The following is a 15,432-nucleotide window of genomic DNA, read 5'->3' on the forward strand; positions in this document are numbered from 1 at the left end:
CTTCTGGAAGTATATCGCTTGTAGCCCTGCCTGCTCGCGTGGGCCGGGAGAGCGCGTATACTGCCGACGGTCGATGCGATCGCCCCCCGGCGCGCCCCGCTACCGCTTCTTCGGTCACATCCTGTCGCCCGCGCGCCGGACACTCGTGCGCGATGGACGGGAGCTGCCGCTGATTCCGCGCTACTTCGACCTCCTCGTCCTGCTCGTCGAGCGGCGGAACGAAGCGGTGTCGAGGAACGAGATTCTCGACGCAGTCTGGAGCGACGTAATCGTCACTGACGGCGCCCTGAGCCAGGCGGTCCGGATCCTCCGGCGCACGCTGGGCGACGACCCGCGTGAGCCGACTTTCATACGCACGGTTTCGCGGCACGGCTACCGCTTCGTCTGCGACGACGTCGTCGAGGAACCGGATGAAGGGCCGCTGGAACCAGCGCGGGCGGCTCCGGCGGAGCCCGCCGGCGCGAACGCCGCGTTCGATCAGGCCCTGGAGGCCTTGCTGAACGACGCTGGCGACGACGCCGAGGGAGCGGACATCAGACGGCGACAGGCCGCCGAGGGCCTCCACCAACTGGGGACGGCGGAGGCTCTCGAACGCCTGGACCTCAGAGAGGGACACGCCACCGCCCGCGCCTACCTGCGCGAGACCCGCTGGGACGTCCCGGGGGCAGGCCCGGTTCCGCTATTCGGACATCCCGGTTGGCTCACTGCCGCCCGGATTCTGTTCCTGCTTCGCCTCCGGCGCATGGCTCAGCTGGTCGAGCGCCGCTGGATGGCCGCGGCGGGTGGCGGCGCCGCTACCGGGGCGCTCGCCGGGTTCCTCGGCGGCCTCGTTCTACGTTTCGGACCCGGGTCTACGGCAGGCGACAGCGTGCTCGCGATGTTGCCGGTTCTCGGAACTGCGGTCGGCGGCGTCGCGGCCGCGGGGGTCGGCGCCGGCCTGGCCGCCGCGGAAGCGGCCTTCCGCACGCAGCGGCGGGTGGCGCTCGCCGCGGCCGGCGCGTTGAGCGGCCTGGTGGTCGGCGCGACCGCCCACCTCCTTGCACGCCTCGTGCTCGAGGGACTGTTCGGTCGCGATCTGTCGCCGCCGGTCGGCGCGGTGGAGGGCCTTGTCCTGGGCGGAGCGGTCGGACTGGGCTACGGGCTCGCCACGCCGACGACGGAAGGCGGGATGGCCACTCCGCATGGGCTAGCCCGGGTCCGCGTGGCACTTCTGACGGGGCTCGCCTGCGCCCTGGCCGCCGGCATGCTTGGCTGGAGCGGCCGGTTCCTGGGGGCGATGAGCCTCGACTTCATGGCGCAGAGTTTCCCCGGCTCGCAGGTCGGCCTCGCGCCCCTGGCCCGCCTGCTCGGCGAACAGGAGCCGGGGGTCGTGACCCGGGCCGCCATCAGCACCTTCGAAGGCCTGATGTTCGGCACCGGCCTGGCCGCGGGGCTGACCAGAAGGCCCCGCTAGGAGCTTGCGCGCGCCCGCCAAGGCGCACTTTCAGCGAAATATCACCGTACCCTCACTTCTCGCTCATGTCTTTGGGCTGCCTTCTTCCCATACTGCCTGCGAGTGAATCTGAGCGGGCGCCGCCGCAGACAAGGAGCGACTAAGAGATGCACGTCGGGCTCATCATGGACGGCAACGGTCGCTGGGCCCATGCGCGCGGGCTCTCAAGGACGGAAGGACACCGTCGCGGCGCCGACGCCGTGCGACGGGCGGTGGAGGCGGCGCCCGGGATCGGCATCACGACACTGACGCTCTATGCCTTCTCCGCCGACAACTGGCGGCGGCCGGCCGCCGAGGTGTCGACGCTGATGCGGTTGCTGCAGTCCTTTCTCGTTCGCGAGCGCACGAACTGTCGCCGCAACGGCGTGCGGCTCGCACTCATCGGCCGGCGGGATCGCCTGTCCCCCACCCTGGTTCGCGCCATCGAGAAGACGGAGTGCGCGACACGCGACGGCGGCCGGCTCTACCTGCGGCTGGCGGTGGACTACTCGGCCCGCTCGGCGATCCTCGCCGCGGCCGGCACGCTGCGGTCCGACGAAACCTGCGACGAGCACGCCTTCCTGCGGCGCGTCAACCGCGCCTGCCACTCCGATCCGGAGACGCCTCCCGTCGACCTGGTGATCCGGACGAGCGGCGAGCAGCGCCTGAGCGACTTCCTGCTGTTCGAGTCGGCTTACGCGGAGCTCATGTTCATCGAGACGTTGTGGCCTGACTTCGACGGCGAGGACCTGCGCCGGACGGTGGAGGCGTTTCGTCGCCGCGACCGTCGCTACGGTGGCCTGACCCGACGGGGAGCACTCGCCACCTGTGGGGTGGAGACGTCCGGGTAGCCGACCGGCGGCAATTCTCGCCGCCGTGCGCTACGGATTGAACAGAACCTGAATGGACAAACAGCTTACGGACGGAAACTCACGGTGATGGTGATCCGCGTGTCGACGGGCACGCCGTGCAGGAGTGTCGGCTCGTATCGCCACCCGCCAACCGCCTCTACCGCGGTGCGAGCCAGGTCGGGGTACACGGTGGTCATCGTCGCCGGGTCCACCGGGGCCAGGATCTGAAGCACGTCGACGGTGCCGTCCATCCTGACCAATCCATCCAGAACCACCTTGCCCTCGAACCCGCTGCCGCGAACGGAGGCGGGATAGACAGGAGACTGATCCCGGATCTTGATGGGGGGCAGAATCGTCCCGCCGCGCGTCCGATTCTCTCGGGCGCGGGCCAGTGCGTCGTCGCTCATCGTCACGGGTGGCGGCGGTGGCGCGTTAGTATCCGTCACGTTGATCGTCTCCTCGATGGAGCCGAGCCTGAGCACCACTTCCTCTTCGCGTTGTTCCTCCGCTTCCAGCGAGAACCGCCGAAACAGCCGCTCGAAGCCCGGTTTGCTCGCGACGAAGCTGTACTCTCCTGGTTCCAGCTCACCGAACTCGAAGCGGCCGGCCTCGTCGCCAGTGACATTTGACCGTTCCCACGTCGCCCGATTGGTGAGCGTGAGAGTGGGATTCTGCACGACGCGTCCGGTCTGGTCCGTGACCGTGCCGGAAATCCGCGCCGTCTGTGCGGCCGCTGGTGCGCTGACGGCGAGCAGCGAGGCGAGCGTCAATCCAAGGCTCGTGTTGCGGCGACGTACTGCCTGCCCGGTGCCCATTGGCAAACTGTATCAACACGTCGCCGGCAGCCCAAGCCTGCCGCCTATCCAGGTCGTTCTGCAGCACCCACGTCGCGGGTAGAGTAGTTACTGGCTGCTACGGCCGACGGGGCGGCACTGGAGTTCTGGACGCACGATGAGCGTCAAGCCAGCGACGCGCATGGAAGAAGCCCTGCTCCTGCGGCGGATACGGGAGGAGTTCCCCAACGTCACGTGGACGTCGCACCGGTACCTGACGCGCGGCTGGGACCATGCCGTCCTGATCCTCGACGAGGCGCTCGTCTTCCGGGCTCCCAAGGCCCGGGCGAGCCGGGATACGCTGGCGAACGAAGCCAGGCTGCTTCGCCACCTCCGGCCGAGGGTCAACGTCGGCATTCCCGACTACGTCTACGAGTCTGCCGACGGCTCGTTCGCTGGCTACAGACTTCTCGCCGGTCGGGAGCTGGACGTCGCTACGTTCGGACGGCTCTCCGTTACGGCAAGGGAACGGGTAGCGGAACAGCTCGCCACGTTCCTCACCGCGGTCCACGAGACCCCGAAGTCGGTCGCCCGCGAGTGCGGCGTGTCCGAACAGGACCCGGAGAAGGACCACGAGGACCTCGCTCGTGACGTCGAAACGCTCGTGCTACCGCGCCTCGCATCGCACGAAGTCGAGATCATCCGTGCCTTCCTGACCGAGCTGGCCGCCGCAGTGAAACCGACCCGCCCGACGGCACTGGTCCACGGCGATCTGGCCGGCGAGCACATACTCTGGGACGCGGGCCAGCAACAGGTCAACATCATAGACTTCAGCGACCGCTCCATCGGAGACCCCGCCCTCGACTTCGCCGGACTGCTCGCCAACGGGCAGCAGTTCGCCCAACGCGTCGTGGACCAGTACCGCGGACCGAAGGATGAGGGGAGGCTGTGGCGGTCACAGTTGTACTTCCGCCGGATGGCATTGGAGACGATGGCATACGCGCTGCAGGGCTACCCGTGCACGTTCGAGGAAGGCTACGCGGAGTTCAGAGCGCAGTTCCGGGTGTAAGCGTCGTGCCCGTGGACCCGCTTCGAGTCAAGGCAACGCGAAGACGAACAGCGTGTTCCCCGCCGCCGGGCGCAATTCGGGCGTGAGGCGGTTGAACGCGCCCGACGTGAGCGACGTGCCGGTGCTGACGGCGACGTACTGTTTTCCGTCGACGGCGTAGGTGACCGGGAACCCGGTCAGCGGCGAACCGAGGTTGATCTCCCAGAGGACGTCGCCCGTCTCGTGATCGAGGGCGCGCAAACGCCCGTTGTGATCCCCGACGAAGACGAGGCCGCCGCCGGTGACGATCAGCGAGCTGGTTGCCGCCCGCTGCTCGTGCTTCCAGACGACCTGCCCGGTCTCCGCGGATATGGCCTGGACCGTCCCGACCTGATCGGTGCCGGGTGCGATCTGGCTGCGCACCGTGAGGTTGTAGAGCGAGCCGTTATCGTTGGCCATGATGCGCGCGCAGGCGTTCCGGAGCGGCATGTACATCGCGTTGGTCAGCGGCGAGTAGGCGCCCGCCTCCCAGTCCTTGCCTCCCGTCAGCGTCGGGCAGACCATCATCTCCTGACCCTCGCGCTCGAAGACCACCTCGGCGTTCTCGGAGACCGCGCCGGTGGCGCCATCGATGGAGCTGACGACGTTCTGGGCGATGGTCGGCTCCGCCCAGAGGAACTCTCCGGTCTCGCGATCCAGCGTGTAGACAATCCCGGTCTTGCCGGGAATGCCGGTCATGACACGCCGCTCCTCACCCGGCGTGAGGCGAGGATTGATCCAGTCCACGGTCTGCGGATCGGGCGCCACCGCGGTATCGACCAGCAGCCGCTCGAACGGATGATCGAGGTCCCAACTGTCGTTCAGGTGCTGGTAGTACCAGACGATCTCGCCGGTGTCGGCGTCGAGAGCAAGCGTCGAGTTGTGGTACAGGTGCTTGTTGCCGGTCCCGCCGATCATGAACTTGGGGGCGGGCGAGGTGACCGACGTGCCGGCGTAGACAAGATCCAACTCGGGATCGAAGCTCGGCACCATCCACGAGCCGACATGCTTGCGTTCCTCGAACGGGACGCCGCCCCAACTCTCGTCGCCCGGCTCGCCGGGGGCCGGAATCGTGCGCCGGCGCCACAGTTCCTCGCCGGTGCGGGCGTCGTGGGCGACGATGACGCAGGCGTTCGGCCCGCCGCGCGGCGTGCAGCCCCGGCCGGAGACGATCTTGCCGTTGGCGATGATCGGCCCGCTGCTCTGATTCGCGGGATTGACGCGGTAATCGAGGATCTGGGTCTCCCAGGCCAGCTCCCCCGTCGCCGCATCGAGCGCGAAGACATAGTCGTCGCCGCTCGTGTCGATGATGTGGGTTCCGAAGATCGCGAGGTTACGGTTCAGGTCGGTCAGCACGCCGAGCATGTAGTCCCTGAGGTCCTCCGGGAGGCTCCGCTGGTAGCGCCAGTAGAGGTCGCCCGTCGCCGCGTCGAACGCCTCGATGATGTCGCGGGGGTTCGGCATGAACATCACGCCGTCGTGGACGAGGGGCGTCCCCTGCTGCAACCCGGGGCCGAGGCCGCGCGACCAGACCATCTGGAGGTCGCCGACGTTGGTCCGGTCGATCTCGTCGAGCGGGCTGAAGCCCCAGCCGTTCAGCGTCCGCCGCCACATCAGCCACGAGCCCGCGGGGGGATCCTGGAGCATGGCGTCCGTGACCGGCGTCACGGCGGGCGCTTGCGCGTTCAGCGCGGCGAGCGCGCCGCCGGCGACAACGACAGCCAACACAATCCGGAGCCAGAACCTGCCCTCCATTGCCACCTCCCGTTCCTGCCGGTCCGCCGCACTACGGCATGGATCAACGATACGCCACCCGAGCCTATTCAGCCCGAGGCGGCGACGGCCGACGCGCGCGACTCCTCCATCGGAATGATCCGATCGAAACCGTTGATCCGGAAGATCTCCCGGATATGACTCTTCATCGCGCAAAGCACGAATGTCCGCCTCTCAGCTTCCAGGGTCTTCGCGGCAAGCAGGAGTACCCGCAGCCCCGCGCTGCTGATGAAGTCGAGACGGCTGAAATCCACGATCACGTGCCCCTCCGCATCACCGATACGCTGCATCACGAGCGATTCGAACAAGTAGTCGTTCGTGCCGTCCACGCGTCCGACGGGCAGCAGCACCAGCACGTCGCCGTCCCGTTCCTCCGACATTTTCAGGCTCATCAACCGTCCCCTTCGAGCTCATGCACCACCAGGTCGCGGTCACGTCAGCGTGCCGCCGACGCCTGTCAATCCAGATCCACAAACACCGGCGCATGATCGGACGCCGTGTTTCCTTCCTTCTTCTTGCGGTACTCGCGATCGATCTCCACGCTACGCACCCGCGCAACCACGGCCGGGCTCCCCAGGAGCAGGTCGATGCGCAGCCCCATGCCGCGGTGGAAGGCCCCGCCCCGGTAGTCCCACCAGGAGAACCTCTGCTCTCCCGGGTACCGATGGCGAAACAGGTCCGTGAGCCCCAGATCGAGGAGGGCCCGGTAACGGGATCGCTCCTCGGTGGTGCAGAAGATCGAGCCATCGGCGGCCGCACCTTCCCAACCGTCCAGCGCCGCCGGCACGATGTTGAAGTCCCCGCCGATAATCAACGCGGCATCCCGATCGACGCCGGAGAGGAAGTCCCGCAGCGCATCGAACCAGGCGAGCTTCATGGGAAAGTCGGGATGGTCGAGCGTCTTGCCGTTGGGACAGTACACCGTGGCGAAGTGGAGGCCGGCGACCCGCACCGCGAGCAGGCGCGCTCCGTCGTCTTCGCGGCCGGGCAGTCCCCGTGTTTCCACCTCCGCCGGCGTGCGGCTGAGCACCGCTACCCCGTTCCAGCCCTTCTCGCCATGCACGACGGCGTGATAGCCCAGGGCCTCGAAGTCGTCGTGCGGGAACTCCTCGTCGCTCACCTTCACTTCCTGCAAGCCCACGACGTCGGGCGAGCGGTTCTTCAGCCAGTGCGCGATGAAGTCCAGGCGCGCCCTCAGCCCGTTGACGTTCCACGTCGCGATTCGCATGGCCCGTCAGTATCGCACCTTCAGTCTGCCCGGCGGCAATCCCGCCGTCGTGACGCGAGCCCCCAGACCGACTACACGAGGTCCTTCCCCATCCGGACGACCGCCATCCGATGCCCGTTGGGGAGCGCGACTTTCGTTCTCTCAAGGACGCTGTAACCGAAGTTCGCGTAGAACCGCTCGGCGTTGAGAGAGGCATGGAGCGTAAGGCGGGTTACTCCATTGGATCTGGCGATCCGTTCGATCTCACACACCAGCGCCGAACCACAGCCCTGCCGGGCGCCCTCCGGCGCCACGTAGACCGCGCGCAGATCCGATTCCTCCAGCACGAGGGCTCCGATCCCAACGGGTTCGCCGTCCAGTTCGGCTATCAGGCGGATCTCGCGGTCGGCATTCAGCGTCAGACGGCGAAGACTCTCGTCCGTCGCCGGCACGACCCAACCCTCGATGTCCTCCTGGGAGTAGTGCCTCCCGGCCAAGCCTCGAATCGCCCGTTCGTGAATCTCGAGGTACAGGCGGACCTCGTCGTCCCGGAGCGGGCGAACGGTCACCGCCATGATTCGGAGTCTACGCGGAGTCGCAGGCGGTGATTGGCGACGCCCCCGGCGTTCCCATTCGGACCGTCTGCCTCTTTGGCATGGCTCTATACTTCGTCGCCTGGAAGCACCTGGTCGGATTCCAGGCCGACGGGGCCGGAGTCACCTTGACGGGATGACTGCTGACGAATTCCGCGACATCGCGCTCGGCATGCAGGGCGCCGTCGAAAGCGCCCACATGAATCACCCGGATTTCCGGGCCAACGGCAGGATCTTCGCGACGCTGGCGGCCGATGAACGGTCGGGAGTGGTCAAGCTGTCGCCTGACGAACAGAGCGAGTACATGCGCGAGCATCCGGAGACGTTCGCCCCGGCGGCCGGCGCCTGGGGCCGCCAGGGATGGACGACTGTATCGCTGGCCTCGGCCGATGCGGGCGCAGTGCGCGGCGCCGTGCTGCTGGCGTGGCAACGCGTAGTCAGCAAGCCTCTCAGGCGGTCTGGTGCGAGACGCAAGTGACCTTCTCATCCGCCGCGGCGGCCGCGACCCATCCGGCTGACGCCGAGGCAGAAAACGGCAGATCAACCAAGAATTCGCTTGACACGTTTTCCACGAGGCCCCTCTGGAACTTCCCAACCGGTGGGTAGACACGTCGTTCCAGCAGCCTGACAGCGCCGTAGAGCGACACCGCCGCGAAAACGAGATCGCAGAGCTCTCCGCCCGCATCGACGCCGCCGTCTACGAACTGCTGGTCCGCATCCGCCGCTTCGACGAGCTGGGCGGCTGGTCGGGCGCCACGTCCTACCCCCAGTGGCTGAGCTGGCGGGCCAACCTGGCCCCCGGCACCGCGCGGGAGTACGTGCGGGTGGCGCATGCCCTGGCCGACCTGCCGAAGACCTCCGACGCGCTGCGGCGGGGCCAGATCTCTTACTCGAAGGTGCGCGCCATCACCCGGGTCGCGACGGCGGCGACCGAGGACCGCCTGCTGCATCTCGCCCGCCAGGCGACGGCGGCCGACCTCGAGCGTATCGTCCGGGCGTGGCGGCTGTGCGACCGCCAGCACGAGGGGCGGGAGGACGCGAAGCGGCGGCGGAACCAGGGTCTCAGCATCTATCCCGATGTCGACGGCATGTTCGTCGTCCGGGGTCTGCTGACGCCGGAGGTCGGCGCGGTGGTGCGCCGGGCCATTGAGGCGGCATCGGAACAGCTCTACCAGGAAGCGAAGGACGCGGAGCCGAAGAACGTCGAGGCGGCCCTGGAGGAGACGGGCGGCATCCGCGTTTCCGCGGAAACGTCGCGGCGGATTGCCTGCGACGCCGGCAAGGTGGTGATGCGGCACGACGCCGAGGGCAACGTGCTGGACGTCGGCCGCAAGACCCGGACGATTCCCCCCGCACTGCGTCGGGCCTTGGCATCACGCGACCAACACTGCCGATTCCCGGGCTGCGAGGCGCGCCGGTGCGACGCGCATCACGTCAAGCACTGGGCGGACGGGGGAGCGACGAAGCTGGACAACCTCGTGCTGCTCTGTAGGCCGCCGCGGAGAATATAGCAAGTCATTAATAATGAATGACTTACTTGTCTTGTACTGGTCGATATTCCCTCGTCTATTCCCTCTTTCTGAGAGGGAATAGACGGAACGTCCACAGCCGCCGCCGGACCGTGGCGCATGACCGCTAGACCACGGTTCGCGCCTTGCCGACATAGACGGTCGTGGCTCCTTGCACGAGAAATGGGCCGGTGATTTGTCCCGGGGCGAGGGAGGGGAAGATGAGAACCGTTCACGCTTGTGTCCAGGCGACGTACTCGCGCACGCACCTGTGGGATTGACCCGTCCTCGCGGCCTTTCTGTAGCTGCCATCGTGGACATCGGAGCCGCCCAGCGGAGTCTCGTCCGCCTGCTGCTTACCACGTCACAGCCAGCCGCATACCCATGCGTTCGTGTGACACTAGCGGTGAGACCTCCACGCGCGCCGGTGGCGGAGCCCGGTAGAGGGTCCTGGTCATGTGCCTGTCGAACAACGCCCCGAAGTAGACGCCGAGGCCGAGCTCCACGTAACCGGCCGTCACGGCGTACGGGATGATCGGACAAATGCCGGTCCGGTTGCCTCCGTACTTGCACCGCATCAGGAACGCACCGACGCCGATGGCCACTCCGATCAAAATGCCGTTGGTCAGGCTATCCCGGGCTTCAACTCGGACGATATCGCTAGCCACCCAGCTCCATTCATCGTTCCCGTTCTTGATCGTCAGCCCCGCCGCGGAGACCTCGCTGACGCGGCCGTCCTCGCGCTCGCCCCCGACATCCGTCACGTAGACCCTGTCGCCCGGTTCCAATCCGGTGCGCAGCAAGTCGTCCGACGGGGCGGACACGTCCTGCGCCGCCGCCGCACTTGCCACCGTGACAAGCACCAGCGTGATGATCCCGATGGTCGCGCGCCGCTTCTCAGAGCTTGCTGAGAGGAGGTTCAGCCGCCGAACCTCCTTTGGATCTCGAACTTCCCTTCTCATCGGTTCGTGCCCTCGCTCACTGCATCACCCACCGCAAGTTCCCGAGAAGGGTTGTCTTCGTGTCCTCAAAACCACAGACGTGCATACAGCACGGGTTGAAAAGCCCGCTCGTCGAAGTCGCGAAGCAGGATCGCGCCGCCCATGACCCCGACGTGCGGGAATAGCTTACGTCCGATCAGCAACTCCAAGGCAACGGTGGGACCGCCCCACGGAAACCGGCGCGTCTCGTCGGTTGCACCGAGCGAGGCACGTTGCGCCTCCGTCAGGTACCTCAGCGGGTTGTATGTGCCCCGATGGAGCACCCGCTCTATCCTCGTGCCCATGAACTGCGCGCCGATGCCCAGTACAAGCTCGGTGCCGTTGTTGAGGAACGCTCGATGTCGCGCCGTGAGCATCCAGTAGCGATAGCCCTCACGCCCGCTGAGCAGGAACGGATGTTGCCGCCACGACTCCGAAGTAAAGGTGAACCCGTCTCCCCGGGTGCGTGCGTGCTGCAGGGCAATCCCCCAGTGGTCGCTGAACCATGCCGCCGCACCGAGTTGATACGCCGTAGCAAAGTCGGCAATGCGTCCCTCTGACAATGCACCGGCGCCAACCAGCACTTCGACCGTGTCGCCGACCTGCGCCGCAACTGGCCCGGCACCCGACCCGATGCCCAGCAGCGCGACGATCGAAATCCGAAGAACGATGACTCCGCCCGTCGTCGTTTCGTTCCGCCGGTCTCGACAGCGACCTGCTGTGCCTCTATGCCTCATGCATTCGGACCTCTACAGCCGAACCGCCCCGTGATGGTTGACGCAGTCATTCCGGCGTCCGGAGTCGTTTCCATACCAGACAGCCGCCCGCTAGTTCGTAGTGGTCCTGCTAGTCCTGCTCTTCCGCCTGTTCGAACGCCAAGATTGCTGCGCGAGTCTGCTCTAGATGCAACGCCCTGATCGGCGTCACGCCCGCGACAATCGAGTCATCGGTATACGTCAGGACCGCCCGACTTGCAGCACACGCCCAGCTTCCAACCTCCCTGCTTCGAGGCACCCGCTGCTCCGACGCCACGACTGCCCTGCCCTTCGTCGCTATCTGGACACACCGCGGGCAGTCGACGGCTTCCGTTCTCGAAGGCGATCTTCGTCCCCGTCCGTCCGGCTTCTGTCTTGCACGCTGATCGGCACCGTTGAGTCAGCCCGTGCGATCATGACCCCCCCCGCCACCCCCAATGCGATGCCCGACCAGAATAGAGCATTGGCCTGATCCGGGTAGTCAGCGCCCGCGGCAGCGCCGTAAAGCATAGCCAGACCGCTGAAAGTTAGCAGCGCCAACCCTCCGAACACCCGCCCCATACGCCGCCCGCTCCGCGCTGGAGTGGCTGGCTGGTGTTCGAGACGTGACGCCGCTCCGATAGCCGACGTGACCAGGCTGGATTCGGGCCGCGGCGCGTCCTTCGCCTGCAATTCCAGCAGCAATGCGGCCCGGGCACGCGGCGTCATCGTGCTCGATGTGTCGGGTGGTCTCCCGTTCGGTGCCGCCTCCTGAGCGTGAACCGGTGTGCTGAATGCGAAATACGCAACCATGCAGAGCACCATTGACCTTCTCATCGTGTCTTCCTCCTACCGGTGGCTGTGCGAAGCATCCGCGTAAGGAATACTAACCAACTTAGTGTGACACTTTGGCGATAGCGCTCTTCCCAGTAGCGATACGACTGAGATTGTCGAGCTGTCGTCTTTGCACGCGGTGGGGAGCCCGGCCGGGCGCCCATGCGTGAGATCTACGAGAGGTCGTTGAACGGGAAGCGGATGCTGCGGGTGTTCAAGCAGCATGAGTTCACGGCCGGACGTCGAGCGGCCCGGCGGACACGAGAAGATCCTGGAGAGCGGCGACGACGATCCGGGAGGGAAGACGAGGCAGGCGCACGACGAGCAGATGAACCGGACAAGCTGGCTCATGGTCCGTTAGGAGCCATGAGCCAGCAGACCCGATGTGCTACATCGGGCTGGCGAGGGGATGCTGCGCTCCCCTCGAACCCCTGGCCACCGGCAGCGCCGGTCTGCCGCTCCCGAACGTCGTTCGGCGCACCCACCGACGACCTGCAGCATGTCGTCTGCGTCGCGCAAGGCGACGGCGCGGCCCTGCCCGTTCGGTCCGGCCTTCCCGCCAGGGAACATTTTCGCCGGGAGCGACCCCCGCGCGATGGGTGTGACACCGGAACACCCATTGCGCCGCAAGGCTACGGGTTTTCCGGGGGTCGCTCCCGGCACTACGGGCGGCGCAATACAGGGCCGCCCGCTCCTGTTGATGTGCACGATTGGCGCAGTGAACACAGGGCATTCCGGCTCCGCGGCCGTGCTGGCCGAATATGATTCGGGCTGTGACTGAGGGCCACTGACTGAATCACACGCCGACGCGGCAAATCAGGTGCTCGACAGTCGTGCTCGAACCTGTCTCGGCGCCGCCGCCCGGTCAGATGAGGTGCGGCGTCAACGACGACCCACGGCGGTTGCTCCGTGCCGACCGTTCAAAGTACGTGCCCCAGTCGTCCATCAGGAACCGGCGCCGTTCGAACAGGTCCGAGCGAGCGTACGCCGCCTCGATGTCGGAAGTACCACTGCGGCCGGCGTTCCTGCGGCAACAAGAATGTCGATGATCCTTGGATGCATGATTCTCCAGCCGCTCGCTAGTCGATGGAGTCGGGCAACGCCCAGTTGCACGCTTCGGCGACTTGCTCGATGGCCTCACGAGCGTCGTCCGCGTCGAGTTCCCATATCAGCGTTCGTGGATTCTCACTATATGGCGTAGCTCGCACGACAACTCGCTCCGCTTCTGCTACTTCTCGAAGCAACGGAATGGGACGAGGGGCGAACGTCGTGTCGTAGTCGGTCGAGACACCCCAAAAATCGCTATACGCATCTCCGACCGTCCGCACTGTCACAAACGATTCATCCGTGTCCATGAGCTCGCCCCAAGTGATGTACACGTCAGTAGTGTTCGAGCGGCACCTACCGATTAGCGTCGCGACCTTGACGCCGAATCGTCCAACGCCGCTGTCAGAATCGGCATCCCGATGCACGGTTACCGTCACTGAATCATCCAGGGGGTCCGTCGACGAGCGGACACGCCACTTCGAGCGCGAAGCCCCCTCGCTCGAGCGCGAAGCCCCCTCGCTCAGCTCCTCGCACTCCGTCACCCACGATTCGAGCGGAGTGGACTCGGCGGCGCTACAGTACCAAGCCGCCGCTTCCGCGATGTCCTGGGCGACGCCGCGCCCCCGCTTGTACATCTCCCCGAGGTCAGCCTAAGCCAGAGGATAGTTCTGCTCAGCGGCCTTGCGGTACCAGGCGATGGCCTCAGTAGTGTCCTGAGGGACACCGATGCCCAATTCGTAGTTGCCCCCGAGCCTCCACTGCGCGCTGGCATCACCAGCCTCGGCTTCGGCGCGCAGTTCTTCCATTGTCGGTGGCTGCTCCTGTGAGCATCCCGGCAAACCAACCAAGAGACCGATGCCGACGATGGCGACCGTGTGCAGGGCATGGCGACGAGTAGGCGTGCACGTATCGGACATGATCCGGTAATCCTACTTCACCGCCACCAGCAGATCGTCGGCAACCACGACATCGCCGGTGTTGTGGCCCCAGCGGGGTTGTGTTGGCCTTCCTCAGGAAGAATGCTGAAGGGAGCGACCCGGCTCCGCAGATGTGACGGAGGAACACCTGCGGGGGCCGCAAATCGCCAGATTCGCCGTGGTCGCTCCCGGCACTACGGGTGGTGCAATACAGGGCCACCCGCTCCTGTCGACGATGCGATCCGCCCAGCAAGGACTGGGCGCTCCGGCGCAACGGCCCGGCCGCGCGATGTGACTCGGGGCGTGACAGAGGGCCGTTGTCGCTGGCGCTGCAAGACTGAGGCTCGCCGTGCTGTTCGACTCCCTGCCCCCGCGCCGCCGCCGGGTCAAACGGGGTGCGGCGTCAACGGCGAGCCTCGGCGGCTGCTCTGTGTCGACCGTTCAAGTACGTGCCCCAGTCGTCCATCAGGAGCCGGCGCCGTTCGAACAGGTCCGACCGGGCATACGCCGCCTCGACCCGGTTGCGGACCGCGTGCGCCAGGGCCGCCTCGACGACCTCGCGCGGGTGGTCCGTCTCCTCGGCCGCCCAGTCCCGGAAGCTGGAACGGAAGCCGTGCGGCACCGCCGCGATGTCCAGCTCCTTGAGGAGCTGCGACAGGAATGTGTCCCTGATGGGGTTGCCCCAGCGGTTCGGGAACACCAGCGGATTGCCGTCGGCGAGTGACCGCGCGGCGTCGAGGACCTCCACCGCCCGCGGGCTGAGCGGCACCCGATGCTCGCGGTTCATCTTCATCCGGACGGCCGGGACGGTCCATGTGCGGCCGGCCGCATCGATCTCGTCCCACGTCGCCAGGCGCACTTCGGCGGAGCGCGCCGCCGTGAGCACCAGGAACTCGAACGCGAGCCTGACCGCCCGCGTCGCCTTCGACGCCCGCACCGTCTCGAGCGCCGCCGCCACGTCCCGATGGGGCAGCGCCCGCATGTGCCGCACGACCTCGCGTTGCGGGCCGAGCACCGGCCCGATGCGGTCGCAGGGGTTGTCGGCCCGGTAGTCCATGGCGATCGCCCACTCCAGCACCGACCGGATGCGCTGGCGCACCGTCCGGGCGGTCCGCGTCTTGACGTGCCAGAGGGGCGTGAGGACCGCCAGCACGTCGGCGCTGCTGACCTCGGAGACGGGCCGGCTGCCGATACGCGGGAAGACGTGCCGTTCGAAGCTGTGGAGCCAGCCGGCCGCCTGCCTCGGGCTGCGCCAGCCGCCCCGCTTCTGCTCGACCACGGTGGTTGCGGCCTCGGCGAAGGTGGGCATGCCCTGGAGCCGTCGCCGGTCGGCGAGCGGATCGCCGCCCGAGCGGGCGAGCTTGCGGTTGGCCAGGGCCAGCTCGCGGGCCTCGGCGAGCGAAACGAGCTGGACGCTGCCGAGTCCGAGTTCGTGCTTGCGGCCGCGGATGACGAGGCGCTGGATCCAGCTCCGGGTTCCGGTGCGCTGGACGTAGAGGTAGAGTCCGTTTCCGTCGGCGTGCCGGCCGACGGGCGCGGACCGGACGAAGGTGGCGGCGAGGCGGTTGTGGGGGTGCCGGCCCCTGGGCTTGGTTTTCCGTGGCTTGGCGGCGGCGATCGTCACACTATCCATTCCCTAATACTAAACGAGATGACG

General features: G+C 66.9%; 13 protein-coding genes and 1 pseudogene. 5 read left to right on the forward strand and 9 right to left on the reverse strand.

Annotated features, from left to right (window positions below; translation table 11 throughout):
- The first annotated feature begins 73 nt into the window (after positions 1-73).
- Together F4Y45_09650 and uppS are read left to right on the forward strand one after the other, a co-directional pair.
- Positions 74-1,453 (forward strand): transcriptional regulator, encoded by a 1,380-nt coding sequence (locus F4Y45_09650; GenBank protein MXY24773.1) that lies wholly within the window; start codon positions 74-76, stop codon positions 1,451-1,453.
- 146 nt (positions 1,454-1,599) lie between these two features.
- Positions 1,600-2,322, forward strand: a complete 723-nt coding sequence (gene uppS, locus F4Y45_09655) for a di-trans,poly-cis-decaprenylcistransferase (GenBank protein ID MXY24774.1) — start codon at positions 1,600-1,602, stop codon at positions 2,320-2,322.
- Positions 2,323-2,387: 65 nt separating this feature from the next.
- Here uppS and F4Y45_09660 read toward each other — a convergent pair whose 3' ends face one another.
- Positions 2,388-3,137, reverse strand: coding sequence for a TonB family protein (locus F4Y45_09660; protein ID MXY24775.1), 750 nt, complete (start codon positions 3,135-3,137; stop codon positions 2,388-2,390).
- 136 nt (positions 3,138-3,273) lie between these two features.
- Between F4Y45_09660 and F4Y45_09665 the strand changes: the two genes are divergently transcribed.
- Positions 3,274-4,164: an aminoglycoside phosphotransferase family protein gene (locus F4Y45_09665; protein MXY24776.1), complete on the forward strand. Its 891-nt coding sequence runs from the start codon at positions 3,274-3,276 to the stop codon at positions 4,162-4,164.
- A gap of 27 nt (positions 4,165-4,191) precedes the next feature.
- On the opposite strand, the gene F4Y45_09670 is transcribed toward F4Y45_09665, so the two are convergent.
- The 4 genes from F4Y45_09670 to F4Y45_09685 form a co-directional block, all read right to left on the reverse strand.
- The gene (locus F4Y45_09670) at positions 4,192-5,937 is read right to left on the reverse strand and encodes a PQQ-binding-like beta-propeller repeat protein (GenBank protein ID MXY24777.1); all 1,746 of its coding nucleotides are present in this window, start codon (positions 5,935-5,937) and stop codon (positions 4,192-4,194) included.
- A 68-nt stretch (positions 5,938-6,005) separates the two neighbouring features.
- Positions 6,006-6,347, reverse strand: a complete 342-nt coding sequence (locus F4Y45_09675; protein ID MXY24778.1) for an STAS domain-containing protein — start codon at positions 6,345-6,347, stop codon at positions 6,006-6,008.
- A 65-nt stretch (positions 6,348-6,412) separates the two neighbouring features.
- Positions 6,413-7,183: an exodeoxyribonuclease III gene (gene xth / locus F4Y45_09680; GenBank protein MXY24779.1), complete on the reverse strand. Its 771-nt coding sequence runs from the start codon at positions 7,181-7,183 to the stop codon at positions 6,413-6,415.
- Positions 7,184-7,254: 71 nt separating this feature from the next.
- The gene (locus tag F4Y45_09685; protein MXY24780.1) at positions 7,255-7,737 is read right to left on the reverse strand and encodes a GNAT family N-acetyltransferase; all 483 of its coding nucleotides are present in this window, start codon (positions 7,735-7,737) and stop codon (positions 7,255-7,257) included.
- A gap of 190 nt (positions 7,738-7,927) precedes the next feature.
- Between F4Y45_09685 and F4Y45_09690 the strand changes: the two genes are divergently transcribed.
- Both F4Y45_09690 and F4Y45_09695 read left to right on the forward strand, forming a co-directional pair.
- A complete protein-coding gene (locus F4Y45_09690) occupies positions 7,928-8,233 on the forward strand; it encodes an MmcQ/YjbR family DNA-binding protein (GenBank protein ID MXY24781.1) in 306 nt (101 codons plus the stop codon).
- A gap of 346 nt (positions 8,234-8,579) precedes the next feature.
- Positions 8,580-9,266 carry a DUF222 domain-containing protein gene (locus F4Y45_09695; GenBank protein MXY24782.1) on the forward strand — a complete coding sequence of 229 codons (687 nt, stop codon included), beginning with the start codon at positions 8,580-8,582 and terminating at the stop codon, positions 9,264-9,266.
- Positions 9,267-9,619: 353 nt separating this feature from the next.
- Here F4Y45_09695 and F4Y45_09700 read toward each other — a convergent pair whose 3' ends face one another.
- The 4 genes and pseudogenes from F4Y45_09700 to F4Y45_09715 all read right to left on the reverse strand — a co-directional run bounded on the left by F4Y45_09700 (position 9,620) and on the right by F4Y45_09715 (position 15,408).
- Entirely contained in the window at positions 9,620-10,225 is a 606-nt protein-coding gene (locus F4Y45_09700; protein MXY24783.1) for a hypothetical protein, read from the reverse strand.
- A 65-nt stretch (positions 10,226-10,290) separates the two neighbouring features.
- Positions 10,291-10,980, reverse strand: coding sequence for a hypothetical protein (locus tag F4Y45_09705; protein MXY24784.1), 690 nt, complete (start codon positions 10,978-10,980; stop codon positions 10,291-10,293).
- Between the two features lie 2,441 nt (positions 10,981-13,421).
- Positions 13,422-13,775 (reverse strand): annotated as a pseudogene (locus tag F4Y45_09710) (sel1 repeat family protein).
- Positions 13,776-14,178: 403 nt separating this feature from the next.
- Positions 14,179-15,408: a tyrosine-type recombinase/integrase gene (locus F4Y45_09715; GenBank protein MXY24785.1), complete on the reverse strand. Its 1,230-nt coding sequence runs from the start codon at positions 15,406-15,408 to the stop codon at positions 14,179-14,181.
- Between the last annotated feature and the right edge of the window lie 24 nt (positions 15,409-15,432).

The sequence above is a fragment of the Acidobacteriota bacterium genome (assembly GCA_009838525.1).
Taxonomy (GTDB): Bacteria; Acidobacteriota; Vicinamibacteria; order Vicinamibacterales; family UBA8438; genus VXRJ01.